We start from the raw sequence: 18,590 nt of genomic DNA on the forward strand, positions 1-18,590 counted from the left end.
ATTCTGTTAGCTTCCGGTAACACTGTTGATCAGTGCATCCAGTTTCGCATCTGAAGCTCTTGCGGCTTCATAGTCCGCCTGCGTCTTTTGTATCAGCTGTCTGACCTCAGGCTGATTTTGAATATCGTTCATATAGGTCTTGATTGTTTCATCCTTTACCTCAGCCGCAATTACCAGTTTTCCATCGGTATCGGTATAAACATACATCTGGCTCAGACCGGGTGCCCTGGTTTCAATATCTTTATATTTTGTGTTATAACTCGCGATAACGACATACGTCCCATCCTCCTGACCGGGGAATGTATAGGACACAATCTCCTCATAGCCTTCGATGTTCGGTTCTGCCGTAATAGAAGTCTGCTCTTCCCCGGAAAGATTGTCCACCAGTGACTTAAGAACATCTATATTCTTACCGCCAAGCGCAGTGTAATATTGATTCATCAGGGCACTGAGTTCAGCGTTTCCATTCGCTTCCAGCGTGGATAGCTCTTCCTTGTCTGTATTGGAACCGGAACTGGTTTCGGCATCCGTCTCCTTTTCTGACGCGGAAGTCGTCTGAATATTCTCTTTTTGACTGGTTTCTTTGCTTCCGGTCTCTTTGTCTTTATTCATCGCCGAGGTAAGGAACCACACACCGAAAAAAATTGCTGCAACTACAATCAAAATACCAAGACCCAGCAGCAGATATCTTAAATTATCGGAAAGCCATTCTCTGAATTTATTTTTAAACGACATAAAGATGCTCCTCTTTTGCTTATGCTTTTTAGTTGTAACTGATTTTTTTATGAAAAAGCCGGATAAATGTAATATTTATCCGGTTACTTAACACGCATCTGGAGGGATTCGAACCCCCGGCACACGGTACCGGAAACCGTTGCTCTATCCCCTGAGCTACAGATGCAGGCCATATCAAATACAGCTTTATTATCATATCATGGCTGCCTGATATTGTCAATAATCAACATGCGAAAAATAGAGCCTGGCCTGTGCAACTTGCTTGCTTAGGACCCAGACTCTATTTTGCTATCTGTTATTTTGAACCTTTCTCAATATAACTTTCATCATTAACAGTCTCCACTGTAAATTGTCCATCCGCATAAATAATCTTAGCCACGGCAGCATTGGGCACCGGCTTCGTTACATATTCCGGATCAAGCACCTTAAGTAATGTATTAATGGTCATTCCATGTGCGACTACCAGGATATTTCCGCCGCCATTTTCCTCTGCTTCTGCGCCGATCTTATCAAATGCCGACATAATACGTCCGATCATTTTTTTATATCACTTTTCGCAGCTATGCCCTGCCGTAAAAAAGGGTTGACTTTTGACAGCGGAGCGAATATCATATAGCTATATCTTAATTCAAGTAATTTTTCTTATGCCTGTTCTTAAGGCTGCATTTCTTCAAATCGTTTTTATTTCCCTGATTTTAGCTGTATCAGATTCACGTATTCCGTCTGTGCAAGTGTTTCTGATAGTTAGAATAACATGCCCATATACTTTATATTATTAACATTAAAAGAAAGGTGGACGAATCCATGACATACACAGAATTTCAGACTGCGCTGGCTGATGAGGTACAATTGATCGCCGATGAAGGGATGAGTGTCTCTATACAACAGCTGCCAAAAAATAATGGGGTAATTATGAACGCTTTATGTATCAGGCACGAACACGATGCAATGTCTCCGTTAATTTATCTCGACAGTTATTACACCCGCTACACCCAGGGAGTGCCGCTGCCCCATCTGGCCAGATATCTGCTCGATCAATACAGGAAAGATATTCTCCGGAATGCTGATATTTCCATACATGCATTCCAAAATTTTGAAGCTGCACAGAAAAACATTTATTGCCGGGTTGTAAATTACGAACTAAATACCGGACGCCTTTTGGAAATTCCTCACAAACGTTTTCTGGATCTTGCCATCACCTACTATTATCAGGTAGATGATTCAGTCCTCAAAGATGCCACCGTTATGATTACGAATTCACACTGTAGCCAGTGGAATCTTTCCCCCGAAGCCCTTCATGAAACAGCCTGGGAAAACACAGTTCATCAACTTCCTCCCAATCTCCAGAGCATGGAGGAGGCGCTATGTGAGCTTTTAGGGGAAGAAGCATCGGAGGAGGGCTGCATTCTCCCGCCTCCCGATGCCTCACCGATTCCCATGTATCTTCTTTCCAACAAAAACCGCTGCCTGGGTGCCATATGCATGTTGTATCCGGGCGCACTGCGCGAAACAGCCGCACATCTGCAGTCAAATCTCTTTATACTTCCCAGCAGTATACACGAATGTATTCTCATTCCGGAATCCCAGGCCTTACCCAAAGAAGAACTTGAAGAGATGGTGAAAAACATCAATGCAACACAGCTGGAACCACAAGAGGTTCTTTCTAACCGGGTGTATTATTATAGCCGCTGTGAGGATCGTATCCAGTTGGACTAATCCATAATATCATTTACAGGTCTTCACCATTTGAATGGATTACTTTTTTATACCAGTAAAAGCTGTCTTTGCGTATTCTATCCTGACTTCCTTTGCCCTCATCATCCTGATCGACATAGATAAATCCATAGCGCTTACTCATCTGTGAGGTTCCGCAGCTGATAAGATCGATACAGCCCCAGGTCGTGTATCCCATCAGCTCTACACCATCCTTAATTGCTTCTTTCATCTGAATAACATGCTTACGAATATAATCAATCCTGTAGTCATCGTGAATTTTTCCATCTTCACTGATTTCATCATGCGCACCCAGGCCATTTTCACACACGAACACCGGTATTCCATAACGGTCATACAGCTTCATCAGAGAAATTCTAAGGCCGATCGGATCAATTGGCCAGTCCCACTGTGACTTTGGCAGGTATTCATTCTTAATGGGGCTATCAAAGGTTCCTGCCAGTTTCATAGCATCTCCCCGTGCTTCGGTTACATGCGACATATAATAACTGATAGCAACAAAATCAACTTTTCCTTCTTTTAAGATAGCCTCATCTTCCGCCTCTGTATTAATAACAATACCGTTATCACTGAAATAGCGATTCATGTAAGAAGGATATTCGCCCCGTACCTGAACATCCGGGTAAAACATATTAAGCTGGTTAGATTTTAATGCCTGTAACTGATCTTCTGGTTTCGTCGTTCTGGCATAGGATTCAATCTGGTTGATCATGCAGCCAATTTTAGCTTCAGGACAAATTCCTCTTCCCGCCTTTACTGCCAGTGCGCTTGCCAGAAACTGATGATGGGAAGCCTGATAAGCAGCCTGTAATTTATTATCTACCAGGTCTTCAAGTACCCCTGCCCCCGTATAAAGACTATTCAGATTCATATTCATTTCGTTAAATGTGATCCAGTATTTTACCTTTTCTTTATAACGTTCCAGGATGACCTTTGCAAACTTCTCAAATAAAGGCACCAGTTCACGGCTGATCCAACCGTTGTATTTCTCTGTGAGCGTAATCGGCATCTCATAATGAGACATGGTTACCAGTGGCTCCATACCATACTTTGCACACTCATCAAATACTTTGTCGTAGAAAGCCAATCCTGCTTCATTAGGTTTCTCTTCCAGACCGGTCGGGAATATCCTTGCCCAGGAGATTGACAGGCGGAACACCTTAAAGCCCATCTCTGCAAATAAAGCGATATCTTCTTTATATCTTTCATAGAAATTAATACCCCATCTCTTTGGGAAAAGATATTGATCCGGATTTGCTTTATATTCTTCTAATTCTTTGGAAGCCACATTAAAAGTAAAATTATTAACTTTGCCGGTAGCATAAGGGTCTTTATAAGCTGCATAATCTGATGTTGACATGCCTTTACCATCTGCATCATAAGCACCTTCTATCTGATTCGCTGCTGTTGCACCGCCCCATAGAAAGTTCTCCGGAAAACCTTTTTTTACTGTTAAATTCATGTTTATCCTCCTTAATTACTGTATAATATTTATAATTTCATCTTCGGCAGCCCTTACAATCCTGCCACCGTCAGAAAAAATATCTTTAAAATCATTACTGTTGGTTACAATTACAGCAGTGTCAGCACAGAATCCTTTTTCACCGATTAATGCCAGATTAAATTTCATCAATTTCTGACCTTTATGAACACGCTGACCGCTTTTAACAAATGTTTCAAATCCATCCCCCTGCATGGCAACTGTATTGATTCCCACATGAATCAGCAAATCCACGTCGGTTTCTGAAATGAGTCCCAGGGCATGTCTGGTGTCTGCAACCATGGATATTACCCCATCAAAAGGAGCTATGATCACTTCCTCATCAGGAATGTGCCGACACCTTTACCTAAAACTTCGTCTGCAAAAACATCGTCTTTCATCTCACTGAGCTTAATGCATTTTCCGGATAACGGTGCCAAAACAGCTATTTTACCTCTTGAAACCGGCTTTGCTTCTGTATTTTGGCTGTCAATTTCTTTTTCTGCTGCATCGCTGTCTGACTCAAAGGGAATCAGCATCGTCAGCACAAATGAAACTACCATGCTGACAATCACTCCTATGCAGGCGAACATAAGGTTCGATGGATATTCACTGTTGATATAAGACGGCAGTGAAGTAATTCCCGGTATGGTAAAGGTAAATATCTTTACTGTGAAAAACCCGAAAATCGCACCACCGATACCCGAGCCGATCATTGCCGCATAAAGAGGTTTCTTAAGCTTTAAAGTTATCCCGTACATAGCCGGTTCGGTAATCCCAAATACTGCTGAAAGAGCTGAAGAAAATGCAAGCGACTTTAATTCTTTGTCTTTCGTCTTAATCGCAACCGCCAAGGTGGCGGCACACTGTGCCATATTATTGACCAGATTCATCGGCAGGAGCATAATATCATACCCCAGACGTCCGATGGAATCGAATGCAACCGGAAACAGCACATAATGCATACCGGCCATAACTATAAATGGCATAAATCCGCCCATAAGCAATCCTGCAACCGGACCGGCAACATCGAATAACCATTTGAAGAACTCTGCAAGATATCCGCCGAGATAATTGCCAATGGGTGCTACAATAAACAGAACAATCGGTGCCACTACTATCAGCGAAAACAATGGGGTAAAGATTAACCTCAGCATTTTAGGCATATATTTATCGATGAATCTGTATACAAAACTAAGCAGCAGGACACCCAGAATAATCGGCAGCACCGAACCGCTGTAGTCAAGAACCGGTATTTTCAAAAAGAAAAACCGTATGGATTCTTCCGTCCCGACCAGGCCGGCAAATGCAGGATACATTAGGATGCCGGCAAGACTGACAGCAACATATTCATTTGTTTTGAACTTTCTGGCCGCCGAGAATGCTAGCAGAAACGGCAGAAAATAAAAGGTCGCATCCGATATCATGTTCAACACCAGATATTCTGTCGACTGATCATTTATGACACCGAGAAACATAAGCAGGGATAAAATACCTTTTAATAATCCTGCACCGGTAATAGCAGCAATCATCGGATTGAAAATACCCGAAATCGTATCAAATACAATATTCACAGGATTCTGCTTTTTTTCTTTTTTTGCAGCTGTCTGACTGCCTGTATCACCAATCAATTCTTTCAGCTCCTGATAGATACTGCCCGCACTGTTTCCGACGATTACCTGCAGCTGATCTCCTTGAAACTGTGCGTTTAAAACTCCATTGATACTTTTTAATTGGTTTATATCCGCCTTGGAATTATCCGCCAGGTTAAAACGCAGACGGGTAAAACAATGCCATGCCTGGGTAATATTGGGTCTTCCACCAATTTTTTTCAGAATTTCTTCTGCCATTTTCTTATTATCCATATTCTCTACTTTCCTCCCATACCTTTATGCTCTTAAATAAAAAACTAATTATGTTTGTTTTTTCTCTCCTGATATCTGGAATAAAATTGTGATATACCCAATACCAAGGAGAGCATTTCTTCGCCGGAAATTACATAAGAATATTGATCAGATAAATACTTTTTGATTTTTTCAGCACAAGGATAGATTTCACTGTAATATTCCTTGATTACCTGATATAATTCTTCATGTTTGTTTTCACAATCCGTGGATTGCAAAATTTGTGAAGCCAGTATACGGATCTGATTAATCAACTGATAATCTTCTTCCGACTCCAGATTCTGCTCAATGTGGAAGTGATATTTAATGATACTGGTGATTTCCCGGATGATTTTTGTTACCTGATGTACCAGTTCCATGTTCTCATCCGTATTGATTCTCGCATTGACAAAATGCAAGGCGATGTAAGAAGCTTCATCATCGGCAAACCTGATCTTACATTCATCCTCAATAATATCCAAAGCCCGTTTTGCTATTAAATACTCCTCCGGATATAGATGCCTGATATCCCAGTGCAGCGCATTTTCTATCACAATATTTTGTTCATAGCGGCGGATTGCCCCAGAAATATGATCTGTTAAAGTAATATAAATATTATCATTCATCTTCCATCCTGTGACCGAATAGACCATCCGGATAATCTTTTCACTCAGAACAATATGTTCCGACGGCAAGACCGTAACTAACTGCTGGAATTTGTTGTTTATCTCTTTTTGGCGCAATGCGAACGTTTTCTCAATACGATCATAGGCAATAAGCTCTCCCGGCTTTTTACGAAACCCTATACCTTTGCCCATTACTACAGTTTCATTTCCTTCCTTGTCCAGAATAATCAATACATTATTATTGATAACTCTTACAATTTTTGCATCCATTACATACCTCCTTTACGTTTCTGTTTGCATTCCTCCCCGCAATACGCACTTTCAATAATCAGCTGATTTTCAAACTTTTACCCTTTTGAACATTTTCTCCTTGTGAGAGAAAAGGACAACAAAAAGGGCAGACAAAACCATAATCGGTTTTGCCTGCCCCAGCAGTAACAATCCTTGTTCTTAGAACAATATACCAAACAACTTAAAAGATTTCAATATTATTTTGTCATGAATATCCTACACTATTTTTGTGTCATTTGTACAAATGCTTATCATACAGCTCATATCATAGAGTTGTTTTATTTCCTGTTTTGCAGGCTTTAAACACGGCTCAGATATTCACCTGTACGTGTATCAATTTTAATTACATCGCCTTCGTTAAGAAACAGCGGAACATTTACCTGCGCACCTGTTTCCACAGTTGCAGGCTTGGTGGCACCCTGTGCCGTATCTCCCTTAAATCCAGGCTCTGTCTCAGTGATTGCGAGTTCTACAAAAAGCGGCGGATCAATGGCGAACACGTTGCCATTGTATGAGCAAACCTTAACCATCTCATTCTCTTTCACAAACTTCAGTGAATCTCCGATGGTCTCTTTATTCAGTGCAATCTGATCATAGTTTTCCACATTCATAAAGTTATACAGATCTCCATCTGTGTACAGATATTGCATATCCACCCGTTCAATCCGGGCCTGTGGAAATTTCTCTGTAGGACGGAAAGTTCTCTCTATAAATCCTCCATTAATTACATCTTTTAATTTTGTTCTGACAAACGCAGCGCCTTTTCCTGGTTTTACATGTTGAAATTCAACAATCTGAACAACTTTACCATCAACTTCAAGTGTAATACCATTTTTAAAATCACCTGCTGAAATCATCCCGATATTCCTCCTTAACATATGGTGCTGCGACAAAGACGCAACACGACTATTTTATATAGTATAATAAATTCTGAGATTTTTCAACTATTTTTTCTCTTTTTCCAGATGCTTTGTATAGAAATGCAACACAATCCGCTCAAGTTTGCGCTTCAGAACAATCTGAAACTCCTCTTTTGGATTCATGGGTTTTACCAGAATATTGCGCATACCACATCTTTTAGCTCCGTAAACATCTGTAAAAAGCTGATCACCGATAAAAACCGTGTGAGCGACATCGACCTTCATCCTGCTGCAGGCTTCCAGATAGTTTCTGGTAGAGGGTTTATGAGCATTCTCAATAAACCCGGCCCCCACCACATCTGCAAATGGTTTCACTCTGGGCAGCTGGTTGTTTGATAACAGACAGCAGGAAAATCCCAGCCGATGTAATTTTGCAAATAACTGCTCTGCCTTGTCATCTGCCGGCGCGCCATGGTGGACAAGCGTGTTATCAATATCAAAAATCAACCCCCGAAATCCTTCCCTGTACAGAGTTTCAAAATCAATATCATACGCAGAGTCCACCCACTGATCCGGATAAAAGCTATGAAACAACCCTTTCTGCCTCATGGTATTCCTTCCTATTTCCGTTCATGCAGCGGAACATAAGTTTCTCTTTCTTTTACTGCTTTATACGCAGGACGGATAATCTTATCCGTATTTATTAATTCTTCCATACGGTGCGCACTCCATCCGACAATACGTGCAATTGCAAACATAGGAGTGAAAAGCTCAGTGGGAAGATCCAGCATGCTATATACAAAGCCGCTGTAGAAATCAACATTTGCACTGACGCCTTTGTAGATATGTCGCTCATCACCGATAATCTGGGGAGCAAGCTGTTCTACTTTGGCATACAGATTATAATCTTTTTCTCTTTTCTTTTCTTTTGCCAGCTGCGCGACAAAAGACTTGAAAAGGTTGGCTCTTGGGTCGGAAATGGAGTAAACCGCATGCCCCATACCATAAATCAGTCCACGCTTATCAAAGGCCTCCTTGTGAAGAAGTGCCCGCAGATATGCGCTGACTTCTTCATCGTCTTCCCAATCACGGACGTTCTTCTTCATATCCGCAAACATATTGACCACTTTAATATTTGCACCGCCATGCTTTGGTCCCTTCAGAGAACCCAGGGCAGCAGCAATTGTAGAATATGTATCGGTTCCGGAAGAAGAAACCACATGAGTAGTAAAGGTAGAGTTATTACCACCGCCATGCTCCATATGAAGAACCAGTGCCAGATCAAGGATGGTAGCTTCAAGCGCTGTATATGACTTATCCGGACGAAGCATACGTAAGATATTCTCCGCTGTTGACAGCCTTTTATCCGGATGATGTATGTAAAGGCTCTTCCCTTTTATGTAATGATTGTAAGCCTGATAGCCATACACGGAGAGCATTGGGAATACTGCAATCAGCGTCAGACATTGACGCAGCACGTTAGACAGGGAAATATCATCCGCCATAGGATCATATGCGTACAAAGTCAGTACACTTCGTGAAAGTGTATTCATCATATCACTGCTTGGTGCCTTCATGATTACATCACGTACGAAATTCTTAGGCAATGACTGCTGTGCACGCAGGATATTCTGGAAATGCTCTAATTCAGCACCGGAGGGCAGATTTCCAAACAAAAGTAAGTATGCTGTCTCTTCAAATCCCATTCTTTTTTCATCCAGAAAGCCCCTCGTCAGTTCTTCCACATTAATACCGCGATAGTAAAGTTCACCCTCACAGGGTGTCTTGACCCCATCGACATCTTTGAAGGAGACTATTTCCGAGACCTCAGTCAGTCCGGCCAGAACACCATTACCATTGACATCACGGAGGCCTCTTTTTACATCATATTTTCCATAAAGGCTTAAGTCGATTTGAGAATTTGCTTTACAGATTGTTGTCAGTTCTTCAATTTCATGCGTTACTTTGTTTTTAAATGCCATACATAATTCCCCTTTCTTATCTTATTCGTTAACATGGTCCAGTCCCTGATTGAGTATCGTATATACATGGTCATCCGAAAGAGAATAAAATACAGTTTTACCCTCTTTACGGAACTTTACAAGTTCCATCTGTTTAAGCACCCGTAACTGGTGGGAAATTGCACTCTGTGTCATCCCGAGGCATTCTGCTATGTCGCATACACACAGCTCATGGTGATTTAAGGCAGATAAAATCCGTATTCTCGTCGGATCCCCAAATGTTTTGAACAGAGCAGCCATCCGGTACAGCACCTCGTCAGCCGGGATCTCATCTTTTCCCACATGTTCATGATGATGATGTCCATTGCAAATATCTGTCTTCTGCTTCTCCATTCAAATCCATCCTCTCTATTTTTGATGATAATTTTCCAGAAAACCGGCCAGTTTTCCAGCTGCCGACTTTAACGTTCTCTGATCCGGAAGATAGACAATCCTGAAGTGATCCGGCTCCTTCCAGTTGAAACCACCACCATGAACAATTAAAACCTGTTTTTCTCTAAGGAAATCATAAGCAAACTGTTCATCACTCAATATATTGAATTTTTCCACATCCAGCTTGGGAAATATATAGAACGCAGCCTTGGGCTTTACTACTGAAATGCCCGGAATGTCCTTCAGTGCATTATAGATGTATTCTCTCTGCTCGTAAATTCTGCCACCCGGCTGAATATATTCCTTAACACTTTGATATCCCCATAGGGCAGTCTGAATAATGCTTTGTGCAGGAACATTCGAGCAAAGGCGCATATTGGACAGCATATTCAAGCCTTCAATATAATCTCTGCCCTTGTTTTTACTTCCGCTTAAGACCATCCAGCCCACGCGGAATCCGGCTACCATATGAGACTTGGACAACCCGGAGAATGTAACACAGAACAGGTCCGGCGCCAAAGATGCAATGGAGGTGTGCTCCAGTCCATCCATCACAAGGCGGTCATAGATCTCATCAGAAAAAATCATCAGTTCATGTTCTCTGGCAATCTGAACAATCTGTTCAAGAATCTCTGCCGGATAAAGTGCTCCCGTGGGATTATTTGGATTGATAATCACTATAGCTTTTGTCTTATAGGTGATTTTTTTCTTAATATCTTCAATATCCGGGTTCCACTCAGACTGTTCATCACAGATATAATGCACTGGATTGCCGCCTGCCAAGGTGGCGCAGGCTGTCCAAAGGGGATAATCCGGAGATGGAATCAATATTTCGTCTCCGTTATCCAGCAGAGCCTGCATAGCCATATTAATCAGTTCACTGACACCATTTCCGGTATAAATTCCGTCCAGTGTAACATTCGGAATATTCTTAATCTGGCAATACTGCATAATTGCTTTCCTGGCTGCGAAGATTCCTCTGGAATCGGAATAGCCCTGACTGTTTCTTACATTCTGCATCATATCTCTTATTACTTCTTCAGGCGCTGAAAATCCAAAGGGAGCCGGATTTCCGATATTCAGTTTCAGGATATGTCTCCCCTCTTCCTCCAGGCGGTTGGCTTCTTCCACAACCGGTCCCCTTACATCATATAATACATTTTCCAGCTTTGATGATTTTGAAAAACTTCTCATACTGTATACTCCTCACTCGTACAGCGTTCGCTAAATACCTATGCATAATACGCAGGGCAATCTTAATATTTTTGTTAAGTTTATCACCTTACGCCGCAAATTGCAAGTTTTGTTAATTGCCAGTATAGCCCTAGGACAGCATCATGCGGTCATTGGCAAACTCCTCACCCGAAGCCTGTTCAAATTTTTGCAGTAAGTCCGCTACCTTCAACTGTTTCTTTTCTTCACCGGACACATCGTAGATGATACGCCCTTCATGCATCATGACGAGCCGGTTTCCATACCGAATTGCATCCTTCATATTATGTGTGATCATAATCGAGGTCAACTGGTTCTCAGCTATGATTTTCTCCGTGAGCCCGAGTACTTTGGCGGCCGTTTTGGGATCCAGGGCAGCCGTATGCTCATCTAAAAGCAAAAGCTCCGGTTTCCGCAAAGTTGCCATCAGTAAGGTCAGTGCCTGGCGCTGACCTCCGGAAAGCAGGCCAACCTTACTGTTCATCCTGCTTTCCAGTCCCAGATCCAGCTCTTTTAATGCCTCTTCATACCGTGCCCGTTCACCTTTACCGAGCCCCCATCTAAGACTTCGTATCTTCCCCCTGCGGTACGCCATCGCCAAATTTTCCTCAATTTCCATGTTGGCCGCTGTACCTTTCATAGGATCCTGGAATACTCGTCCCAAAAACTTAGCCCGTTTGTGTTCCGCCCATCTGGATATGTTCTCGCCATTGAGTATGATTTTCCCCCGATCAATCGGATATACTCCTGCAATCATATTCAGCATGGTGGATTTCCCGGCACCATTCCCCCCGATTACAGTCACAAAATCCCCATTATTCAAGGTCAAATTAAGGTTTGTCAACGCTTTTTTTTCATTGATTGTTCCTTTATTAAAGGTTTTCTCTACGTTGCTGATTATTAACATTACCGTATGCCTCCTTCCGAGTAGGCATGTCTGATTTTCCACTTTTCCCACAGTACCGGAACCGACAAAGCGAGGATAACAATAACGGCGGAAATCAGTTTCATATCATTTGCATTCATTCCCATGCGAAGTACCAGAGCACGGATGATAAAATACACTACAGAGCCTATGATCACCGATATGAGCTTACCTCCAAAGGAACGAAGCATCCCTAAGAGAATCTCTCCGATAACAATCGCTGCCAGTCCAATGACGATAGCACCGATCCCAGCACTGACATCTGCATATTTCTGACTTTGGCACACCAGGGCTCCTGAAAGCCCAACAAGTGCATTTGAGATAGTAAGCCCCAGAATCTTGGCCTGCTTTGTACTGACTCCCAAAGCCCGCACCATATCCTCATTATTTCCGGTTGCCCGCAGTGTTGCACCTATCTCCGTTCCAAAGAACCAATACAGAATAAGAATCACAATTACTGCTATCACCACTCCTACAAGCAGTGATACCATAGACTGCTTCCATCCGGTTATCTTCACCAGCCAGGTGAATATGGACTCTGAATTGGGCATGGGAATATTGGGCTTGCTGCCCATAATCCTTAAGTTAATGGAGTACAATGCCAGCTGGGAAAGTATACCTGCCAGAATGGCCGGTATCTCGAAAATCGCATGCAGCACACCCGTAAGTGCACCGGCCAATGCACCGGCCAGAACTGCCACAAGTGTAGCTAGAACCGGATTCCACCCTCCGTTTACAATTAATGCACCACAGACGCACGCACCTGTGGCAAAGCTTCCGTCAACCGTCAAATCTGCCACATCCAGAATGCGGAACGTAATATAAACCCCAAGTACCAAAATTCCCCAAAGTACTCCCTGTGAAATTGCTCCCTGCACAGACAGCAATAAACCATTCATCGATTAATTCCTCCTTATATCCCAACAGGGGCCGTTTTACCAACGACCCCTGACAGGAAACTCTTTATCTTAGTTTTTCAGAGCTGATAAATCTAATCCAAGTGCTGCCTCTGTCTCTTCATTAATCTGAAGTTTGCACTGCTCTTCGCTCAGATATTCAATCGGCATATCTGCGGGTTTGGATTCGCCTGTTAAAATCTTCGCAGCCATCTGGCCTGCTTTATATCCTAATTCACTGTAATTGATTCCGTAAGTAATCAGACCGCCATTGTCACACATCCCCTGCTCACCAACAATTACGGGGATTTTATTCTCATTGGCAACCATTGATACAGTTGACATTGCATTTGCCACCATATTATCCGTAGGGGAATACAGTACATCTACTTTTCCTACTGCCGATTCAACTACCGTCTGAATTTCATTGGTATTTGAAATTGAATAGTCGTCGTATTCCAGACCTTCCTTTTTACATGCTTCCTTCGCAAGACCTATTTGGAATTCTGAATTTGCTTCCGCCGAACAATATAAGAAGCCTACCTTTTTAGCATCCGGATTAATCTTTTTTACAAGAGCAATCTGCTCTGCAACCGGTGTCAGGTCAGATGTCCCGGTAACATTTCCACCAGGTGCATCATTCGATGCAACAAGACCCGCATCAGCAGGATCGGTTACCGCTGTCACTACGACCGGAATATCAGAAGTCACACCCGCTACTGCCTGTGCTGCCGGTGTCGCTATTGCAAATATCAAATCTTTTCCGTCATTCACAAGTGTCTCCGCAATCGTCTGGCATGCACTTTGCTCACCGCCCGCATTCTGATCATCTTTATCATATTTGATGCCAAGATCATCTAAAGCCCTGAAGAATCCTTCATTTGCCGCATCGAGTGCATCATGAGGCATATACTGCAGCACCCCTATTTTGTAAACTTTATCGGAACCCGAAAGCTCACTTTCAGAAGACTTACTTACGGATGCGGGCTTTCCCTCATCCGATTCCGAGTTACTGCCGGATGCCGCATTACTGCCGCAAGCCGCCATACCGGCTGTCATCGCCATGGTTAAGGCAAACGCTAAATACTTATTTATTTTCATATCTGTCCTCCCTGATTACGCTGTCGCTTTATCTCACCAACGTATTATAACTTTAATGTTCGTATTATAACATTAAAAAAAGGAGTTCGTCAATATCTTTGCTTACTTAAGCATCTTCTTTAGTTCATCCATGAATGTATTCACATCCTTAAACTCCCGATAAATAGATGCAAATCTCACGTAAGCAACAGCATCCAGATCTTTCAGCCTGTTCATCACAAGTTCACCTATGACTGTACTTGGTATCTCACGCTCTTCCATATTAAAAATCTCTGTTTCCACAGAATCTACCAATTCCTTAATCTGCTGAACCGCAATCGGCCTCTTATGGCAGGCGCGCAAAACTCCCGCTTCGATCTTCTGGCGATCGTACTGCTCTCTGTTCTGATCTTTCTTAATCACAATCAAAGGTATCGTATCTATCTTTTCATACGTGGTAAAACGCTTTCCACAGCCATCACACATGCGGCGGCGCCGGATTGCATTGCTTTCCTCAACTGGCCGCGAATCCACTACTCTTGTATTATCCTGATTGCAAAACGGACACCTCATGTCTGTATTCCTACCTCGCTTTCCCATACGCTTGAAATATCTGATAATAATATCCTACCCACTCTTCAATGATATTCAGTATAAGGTCTAAGGGTTTTGCTGTCAACATATACTGATAAAAAAGGGATCTCTGACATGCGTCTTATTGACCTGAGACAAAAGGAAGTAATTAATATATGTGACTGCAGATCATTGGGATGCCCCATCGATATTGAATTCAATTCCGATACAGGGGTTATTATCGCACTCATCATCCCCGGCCCCGGTAAATTCTACGGATTTTTCGGCAGGGAGAAAGATCTTGTCATTCCCTGGGACTGCATCTGCCAGATAGGCGATGACATTATACTGGTAAAACTCCCTAAGAAGCCACCGCCTCCACCACCGCCTCCACCGCCTCCACGGCCCTGCTGACGGATTACTTAGCTTTACACAATAACTGAGGGCAGATTATAAATCTGCCCTCAGTATCAATAAATGGATTATGGAGTTTTGTCAAAATGACTTTACTCCTATAGTATGCACTACAACTCGTCATTTGTCAATAATTTTTTATCAATTAATGATAACTTTTTATAACAGTCCATATGTTCTGGTCTGTCGATATCCAGAAGCTGCTGTTTTTCGTGGACCTCATAATAAAATACATCATCCTCATGCTTACGCAGAACCTGTTTTCCTCCCACATCTCCTGCAAGTGCCATCAACTCATCACCATACTTACCGGAGAATATTACAGGATTCCCTGATCTTCCCTCTCTGCTCATGCATCCAATCCCCTTGTTACTTTGAGCAAACCTATCCAGAAACTCTTCAATAGTCTCCAGCTTCATATAAGGCTGGTCACCCACAAAAAAACAATAAAATTGTTTGTCTTGCTCTTGTTTTTCTCTTATAGATACAGCAGCCAGTCCAGTCTGCAAAGAAGAAGAAATTCCATCTTCACTATGATTGTTCCAGGCCACAGTGACTCCCAGCTTCTCTGCCTCCCCGGCAATTTCCTGATAGCGGGTCACCACGGTGAGCGAGACAATGTCCTTCCTCTTGTTCTTTAACTCAACCAGATTCTCTAACATATGAAGATAAAGCGGCTTTCCCTGCAGCATGACTAACAATTTGTTTTCACCAAACCTTCTGGAAAAACCAGCAGCCAGTAATATCAGTTGAATAGCCATCCCAGTTCTTCCCTTTCCTTTCTCAGATGCCTCCAGGACAGAATCCGGATATTCAAATCTGTACCGTTATGTTTTTTCTCATACTCCCACAGCTTCAGCAATTCCTGTTTTACTTTTTCCCCGGCATCTTCTGATTCTTTGTCATCCGCCTGATTCAATATAACGGTAAGAGAGGCCTCGGGATATTTTTTTTCAAGCATAACCAAAAAACCTTTATAAACTCCTTCTGCCATTTTGGTCTCATCCAGCAAACTGTCTTTGGAAAGTCCTGTCATTTCACAAAAAAGTTCAATCCTATGACAGATATCATTCAATGGTTTCCCGAGTGCCGTCAATCCTTCCGTTACAAAAATCCTGCTGGTTTTCGGATATATAACAGGCTCATGGGCAGCAGGCACCTTAAATGGCAGTCTGGCTGATCCATCTGCCTCAATTAAAATTGCATCCGCCGCATCTGCCACAAGAGAAATCGTTTCCCATGTTATTCCCTTCATCTTTCTTTCAGTAAGTGGTATACCGGCGATGACATAACCATACTTCTCCAGTCTTTCCCTTATATCAGATGCAGAATCTCCCGGAATAAATGCCGGATCATCCGGTATTGCCATATGTGTGGTCGTCGTAACCATCACTTTATATCCCTGTCTTATCAGATACTCAGCCACACAGAAGATACCGGTAGTCTTACCTCCGGCTCCGACAAATGACCAGATAAAAGAGGTGTGCGCTGCTTTTTCCATCAATATTCTTTCAGTCCTTTCACGGCAGCATCGACGTCCTCCTGTGTATTATAATGGGAGAAGCTAAATCGTACACTCCCTTGTTCTGCTGTTTTAAACCTCTGGTGCAGCAGAGGTGCACAGTGTCCGCCGCTTCTCGTATATATTCCCAACTCTGTGGCAAGATAATCACTTACGGCACCGGAGTCCTCGTCCCCCAGGTTCAAGGTCACAATAGGCGCCCTGTTTCTGTCAGAGAAATCACCATAGAACCGAATACCCGGGATTTTTCCCGCCCGGATATAAAAATCCCAGGCAAGTTCCTGTTCTTTCTTTCTTAGAGACTCCGCTCCCTGCTCCTTCAGGTAAAGAAGTGCAGCCCGAAGTCCTGCAATACCATGTCCATTCATCGTACCTGCCTCCAAAGCTGTAGGCATCTCTTCCGGATGGTTTTTCGAATAGGTCAGAATTCCGCTTCCACCGCTTAACAGTGGACGTATCTTTACGTCCTTTCGCACACATAGTCCTCCGGTTCCCTGAGGCCCCATAAGACTTTTATGCCCGGTAAAGCACAGCACATCAATATAGTCTGTCTGCATATTAATTGGAAAGATTCCCGCCGTTTGGGAAGCATCCACTACAAACAATATTCCCTGCTCTCGACACCATCTGCCAATTCGTCCGATATCCGTCAGATTCCCCGTTAGATTCGATGCATGAGTACACACCACCAGCCGGGCTCCCTGGAGGATGGCCTGCCGCATCGCCTCATAGTCCAGGATTCCGTCTTCATCACAGTCTATGATTTTCATCTCCACTCCCTGTTTTTCCAGTTCATAGAGTGGTCTTAACACACTGTTATGCTCCAATACCGTGGTAATCACCCGGTCCCCCGGTAAAAGAAGCCCCTTTAAGGCAATGTTCAGACTTTCCGTAGAATTCATAGTAAATGCCGTCTGTTCCGGACCGTCACCATAAAAAAGCTTATCCAGCAGACAGCGTGTCCGGTAAATCACCCTGGAGGTACTAAGTGCTGCTTCATAAGTACCTCTTGAACTGTTTCCCATATATCGTATAGCGTCTGCAACTGCATCTGCAACCTGAGGCGGGCGGTAATAACTGGTTGCTGCACTATCCAGATAAATCATCCTGGCATCCCCCGTTTTCTTTCAAGATATAAGATTCCTTCCAATACTCCTCCTGCGATACACCGGGCTTTGTCCGAAATCTTAAAGCAATTTTCATATTCACTTTTTCTGGGGTCTATATCTGCAATCTTGAATCCTTCTGTAACCGGATATCTGTCCCGAATCAGCCCCCGCAGCAATCCGTCCATGCTGGCTGGTACAACTGTCTGTTTTCCTTCCGTATCTATGATAACAGCCAGCTTTTCCCCCTTTGCCACCATATCTCCTATCTTATGCTCGCTGTGAAAAACACCGGCAGCCGGTGCATGTATGACCCGCTCTTCACCAAAGCCTGCTATCACACCCGGAACACCTGTATTTGGCATAGCCTCTCCCTGCTCAATCGTCCTGCCCAGATCATTACCCCTCATGGTTTCCACAACCAGATTCACGTCTTTTCCGGCAGTGAATCCCGGCCCAAGCCCGATGGTAATATCTGCCATGCCTTTATGTGTACCCAGGTTCTTTTTAGCAAGGATTGCATCCACAAGCGCAAAAGGCCGGATTTCCTTCAGTATCTGACAGCCGGGATCTGTCATCAGCGGGACAGCGCCTGTATTCAGTACCTTCCATGCCTCTTTTAGTGTGTCCACCTTTTTACAGCTCATATCCTCCACCTTGCTTTCACCGTCGTAGACAGCTTCCGACAAGGCCACATGCCTGCGGATTGCAGAAGGGTATCGCGCCTCCAGTACAAGAACAGGATATCCGCATCTCCATAATTTATGGATTGTACCCGTAGCAATATCACCGCCTCCACGTACAATAATTAATTTTTCATTCATCCTTTTTCACCCGGTTTTCATTGTAATATCTGCATT

At 43.2% G+C, this 18,590-nt stretch carries 21 protein-coding genes and 1 tRNA gene; 2 read left to right on the plus strand and 20 right to left on the minus strand.

The genetic code is table 11. The features are described from left to right. Window positions 1-6: 6 nt before the first annotated feature. From KNL20_RS09980 to KNL20_RS09990, 3 genes are all read right to left on the minus strand, one after another. Window positions 7-735: a hypothetical protein gene (locus tag KNL20_RS09980; protein WP_230397615.1), complete on the minus strand. Its 729-nt coding sequence runs from the start codon at window positions 733-735 to the stop codon at window positions 7-9. A 93-nt stretch (window positions 736-828) separates the two neighbouring features. After that, a tRNA-Arg gene (locus tag KNL20_RS09985) sits at window positions 829-901 on the minus strand. 129 nt (window positions 902-1,030) lie between these two features. Further along, window positions 1,031-1,273 (minus strand): histidine phosphatase family protein, encoded by a 243-nt coding sequence (locus tag KNL20_RS09990; protein ID WP_230397616.1) that lies wholly within the window; start codon window positions 1,271-1,273, stop codon window positions 1,031-1,033. A gap of 266 nt (window positions 1,274-1,539) precedes the next feature. Here KNL20_RS09990 and KNL20_RS09995 point away from each other — a divergent pair, with 266 nt between their 5' ends. Next, on the plus strand, window positions 1,540-2,451 hold the full coding sequence (locus KNL20_RS09995; RefSeq protein ID WP_230397617.1) for a DUF5688 family protein: 912 nt from the start codon (window positions 1,540-1,542) through the stop codon (window positions 2,449-2,451). Between the two features lie 13 nt (window positions 2,452-2,464). Here KNL20_RS09995 and KNL20_RS10000 read toward each other — a convergent pair whose 3' ends face one another. The 13 genes from KNL20_RS10000 to nrdR all read right to left on the minus strand — a co-directional run bounded on the left by KNL20_RS10000 (window position 2,465) and on the right by nrdR (window position 14,688). Continuing rightward, a complete protein-coding gene (locus KNL20_RS10000) occupies window positions 2,465-3,931 on the minus strand; it encodes a glycoside hydrolase family 1 protein (RefSeq protein ID WP_230397618.1) in 1,467 nt (488 codons plus the stop codon). 15 nt (window positions 3,932-3,946) lie between these two features. Beyond that, window positions 3,947-4,252: a PTS sugar transporter subunit IIA gene (locus KNL20_RS10005; protein WP_230397619.1), complete on the minus strand. Its 306-nt coding sequence runs from the start codon at window positions 4,250-4,252 to the stop codon at window positions 3,947-3,949. A gap of 29 nt (window positions 4,253-4,281) precedes the next feature. After that, on the minus strand, window positions 4,282-5,814 hold the full coding sequence (locus KNL20_RS10010) for a PTS transporter subunit EIIC (protein ID WP_230397620.1): 1,533 nt from the start codon (window positions 5,812-5,814) through the stop codon (window positions 4,282-4,284). 44 nt (window positions 5,815-5,858) lie between these two features. After that, window positions 5,859-6,728 (minus strand): PRD domain-containing protein, encoded by an 870-nt coding sequence (locus KNL20_RS10015; protein WP_230397621.1) that lies wholly within the window; start codon window positions 6,726-6,728, stop codon window positions 5,859-5,861. Window positions 6,729-7,048: 320 nt separating this feature from the next. Further along, window positions 7,049-7,606, minus strand: a complete 558-nt coding sequence (efp, locus tag KNL20_RS10020; RefSeq protein WP_230397622.1) for an elongation factor P — start codon at window positions 7,604-7,606, stop codon at window positions 7,049-7,051. A gap of 87 nt (window positions 7,607-7,693) precedes the next feature. Then, window positions 7,694-8,203, minus strand: a complete 510-nt coding sequence (locus KNL20_RS10025) for a YqeG family HAD IIIA-type phosphatase (RefSeq protein ID WP_230400087.1) — start codon at window positions 8,201-8,203, stop codon at window positions 7,694-7,696. A 26-nt stretch (window positions 8,204-8,229) separates the two neighbouring features. Further along, window positions 8,230-9,591: a citrate/2-methylcitrate synthase gene (locus KNL20_RS10030; RefSeq protein WP_230397623.1), complete on the minus strand. Its 1,362-nt coding sequence runs from the start codon at window positions 9,589-9,591 to the stop codon at window positions 8,230-8,232. A 21-nt stretch (window positions 9,592-9,612) separates the two neighbouring features. After that, a complete protein-coding gene (locus tag KNL20_RS10035) occupies window positions 9,613-9,963 on the minus strand; it encodes an ArsR/SmtB family transcription factor (protein WP_230397624.1) in 351 nt (116 codons plus the stop codon). 15 nt (window positions 9,964-9,978) lie between these two features. Further along, window positions 9,979-11,196, minus strand: coding sequence for an aminotransferase class I/II-fold pyridoxal phosphate-dependent enzyme (locus KNL20_RS10040; RefSeq protein ID WP_230397625.1), 1,218 nt, complete (start codon window positions 11,194-11,196; stop codon window positions 9,979-9,981). A gap of 130 nt (window positions 11,197-11,326) precedes the next feature. Further along, the gene (locus KNL20_RS10045) at window positions 11,327-12,121 is read right to left on the minus strand and encodes an ABC transporter ATP-binding protein (RefSeq protein ID WP_230397626.1); all 795 of its coding nucleotides are present in this window, start codon (window positions 12,119-12,121) and stop codon (window positions 11,327-11,329) included. Continuing rightward, window positions 12,121-13,038, minus strand: a complete 918-nt coding sequence (locus KNL20_RS10050) for an ABC transporter permease (RefSeq protein WP_230397627.1) — start codon at window positions 13,036-13,038, stop codon at window positions 12,121-12,123. The genes KNL20_RS10045 and KNL20_RS10050 overlap by 1 nt, the downstream gene beginning before the upstream one ends. Before the next feature lie 69 nt (window positions 13,039-13,107). Next, window positions 13,108-14,136 (minus strand): ABC transporter substrate-binding protein, encoded by a 1,029-nt coding sequence (locus tag KNL20_RS10055; protein ID WP_230397628.1) that lies wholly within the window; start codon window positions 14,134-14,136, stop codon window positions 13,108-13,110. A gap of 102 nt (window positions 14,137-14,238) precedes the next feature. Further along, a complete protein-coding gene (gene nrdR, locus KNL20_RS10060; RefSeq protein WP_230397629.1) occupies window positions 14,239-14,688 on the minus strand; it encodes a transcriptional regulator NrdR in 450 nt (149 codons plus the stop codon). A gap of 135 nt (window positions 14,689-14,823) precedes the next feature. Here nrdR and KNL20_RS16270 point away from each other — a divergent pair, with 135 nt between their 5' ends. After that, on the plus strand, window positions 14,824-15,102 hold the full coding sequence (locus KNL20_RS16270) for a YlmC/YmxH family sporulation protein (protein WP_230397630.1): 279 nt from the start codon (window positions 14,824-14,826) through the stop codon (window positions 15,100-15,102). Between the two features lie 110 nt (window positions 15,103-15,212). On the opposite strand, the gene KNL20_RS10070 is transcribed toward KNL20_RS16270, so the two are convergent. Genes KNL20_RS10070 through yqeB form a run of 4 tightly spaced genes read right to left on the minus strand, consistent with a single transcriptional unit; the run spans window position 15,213 to window position 18,554 of the window. Then, on the minus strand, window positions 15,213-15,863 hold the full coding sequence (locus tag KNL20_RS10070) for a nucleotidyltransferase family protein (protein ID WP_230397631.1): 651 nt from the start codon (window positions 15,861-15,863) through the stop codon (window positions 15,213-15,215). Then, on the minus strand, window positions 15,848-16,603 hold the full coding sequence (yqeC, locus tag KNL20_RS10075; RefSeq protein WP_230397632.1) for a selenium cofactor biosynthesis protein YqeC: 756 nt from the start codon (window positions 16,601-16,603) through the stop codon (window positions 15,848-15,850). Before yqeC ends, KNL20_RS10070 begins: the two co-directional genes overlap by 16 nt. Beyond that, window positions 16,603-17,730: an aminotransferase class V-fold PLP-dependent enzyme gene (locus KNL20_RS10080; protein ID WP_230397633.1), complete on the minus strand. Its 1,128-nt coding sequence runs from the start codon at window positions 17,728-17,730 to the stop codon at window positions 16,603-16,605. Before KNL20_RS10080 ends, yqeC begins: the two co-directional genes overlap by 1 nt. Beyond that, entirely contained in the window at window positions 17,727-18,554 is an 828-nt protein-coding gene (gene yqeB / locus KNL20_RS10085) for a selenium-dependent molybdenum cofactor biosynthesis protein YqeB (RefSeq protein WP_230397634.1), read from the minus strand. Before yqeB ends, KNL20_RS10080 begins: the two co-directional genes overlap by 4 nt. Window positions 18,555-18,590: the final 36 nt, after the last annotated feature.

This window comes from Novisyntrophococcus fermenticellae, from assembly GCF_018866245.1.
Classification (GTDB): Bacteria; Bacillota; Clostridia; order Lachnospirales; family Lachnospiraceae; genus Novisyntrophococcus; species Novisyntrophococcus fermenticellae.

What these genes read in the sequence shown, in the direction of transcription:
- nrdR (WP_230397629.1), bottom strand. Translation starts at nt 14,688, where the DNA reads ATGAGGTGTCCGTTTTGCAATCAGGATAATACAAGAGTAGTGGATTCG.
- KNL20_RS10010 (WP_230397620.1), bottom strand. Translation starts at nt 5,814, where the DNA reads ATGGATAATAAGAAAATGGCAGAAGAAATTCTGAAAAAAATTGGTGGA.
- efp (WP_230397622.1), bottom strand. Translation starts at nt 7,606, where the DNA reads ATGATTTCAGCAGGTGATTTTAAAAATGGTATTACACTTGAAGTTGAT.
- KNL20_RS09980 (WP_230397615.1), bottom strand. Translation starts at nt 735, where the DNA reads ATGTCGTTTAAAAATAAATTCAGAGAATGGCTTTCCGATAATTTAAGA.
- KNL20_RS10000 (WP_230397618.1), bottom strand. Translation starts at nt 3,931, where the DNA reads ATGAATTTAACAGTAAAAAAAGGTTTTCCGGAGAACTTTCTATGGGGC.
- KNL20_RS10080 (WP_230397633.1), bottom strand. Translation starts at nt 17,730, where the DNA reads ATGATTTATCTGGATAGTGCAGCAACCAGTTATTACCGCCCGCCTCAG.
- KNL20_RS09995 (WP_230397617.1), top strand. Translation starts at nt 1,540, where the DNA reads ATGACATACACAGAATTTCAGACTGCGCTGGCTGATGAGGTACAATTG.
- yqeC (WP_230397632.1), bottom strand. Translation starts at nt 16,603, where the DNA reads ATGGAAAAAGCAGCGCACACCTCTTTTATCTGGTCATTTGTCGGAGCC.
- yqeB (WP_230397634.1), bottom strand. Translation starts at nt 18,554, where the DNA reads ATGAATGAAAAATTAATTATTGTACGTGGAGGCGGTGATATTGCTACG.
- KNL20_RS10035 (WP_230397624.1), bottom strand. Translation starts at nt 9,963, where the DNA reads ATGGAGAAGCAGAAGACAGATATTTGCAATGGACATCATCATCATGAA.
- KNL20_RS10045 (WP_230397626.1), bottom strand. Translation starts at nt 12,121, where the DNA reads ATGTTAATAATCAGCAACGTAGAGAAAACCTTTAATAAAGGAACAATC.
- KNL20_RS10015 (WP_230397621.1), bottom strand. Translation starts at nt 6,728, where the DNA reads ATGGATGCAAAAATTGTAAGAGTTATCAATAATAATGTATTGATTATT.
- KNL20_RS16270 (WP_230397630.1), top strand. Translation starts at nt 14,824, where the DNA reads ATGCGTCTTATTGACCTGAGACAAAAGGAAGTAATTAATATATGTGAC.
- KNL20_RS10040 (WP_230397625.1), bottom strand. Translation starts at nt 11,196, where the DNA reads ATGAGAAGTTTTTCAAAATCATCAAAGCTGGAAAATGTATTATATGAT.
- KNL20_RS10055 (WP_230397628.1), bottom strand. Translation starts at nt 14,136, where the DNA reads ATGAAAATAAATAAGTATTTAGCGTTTGCCTTAACCATGGCGATGACA.
- KNL20_RS09990 (WP_230397616.1), bottom strand. Translation starts at nt 1,273, where the DNA reads ATGATCGGACGTATTATGTCGGCATTTGATAAGATCGGCGCAGAAGCA.
- KNL20_RS10030 (WP_230397623.1), bottom strand. Translation starts at nt 9,591, where the DNA reads ATGGCATTTAAAAACAAAGTAACGCATGAAATTGAAGAACTGACAACA.
- KNL20_RS10050 (WP_230397627.1), bottom strand. Translation starts at nt 13,038, where the DNA reads ATGAATGGTTTATTGCTGTCTGTGCAGGGAGCAATTTCACAGGGAGTA.
- KNL20_RS10070 (WP_230397631.1), bottom strand. Translation starts at nt 15,863, where the DNA reads ATGGCTATTCAACTGATATTACTGGCTGCTGGTTTTTCCAGAAGGTTT.
- KNL20_RS10005 (WP_230397619.1), bottom strand. Translation starts at nt 4,252, where the DNA reads ATGGTTGCAGACACCAGACATGCCCTGGGACTCATTTCAGAAACCGAC.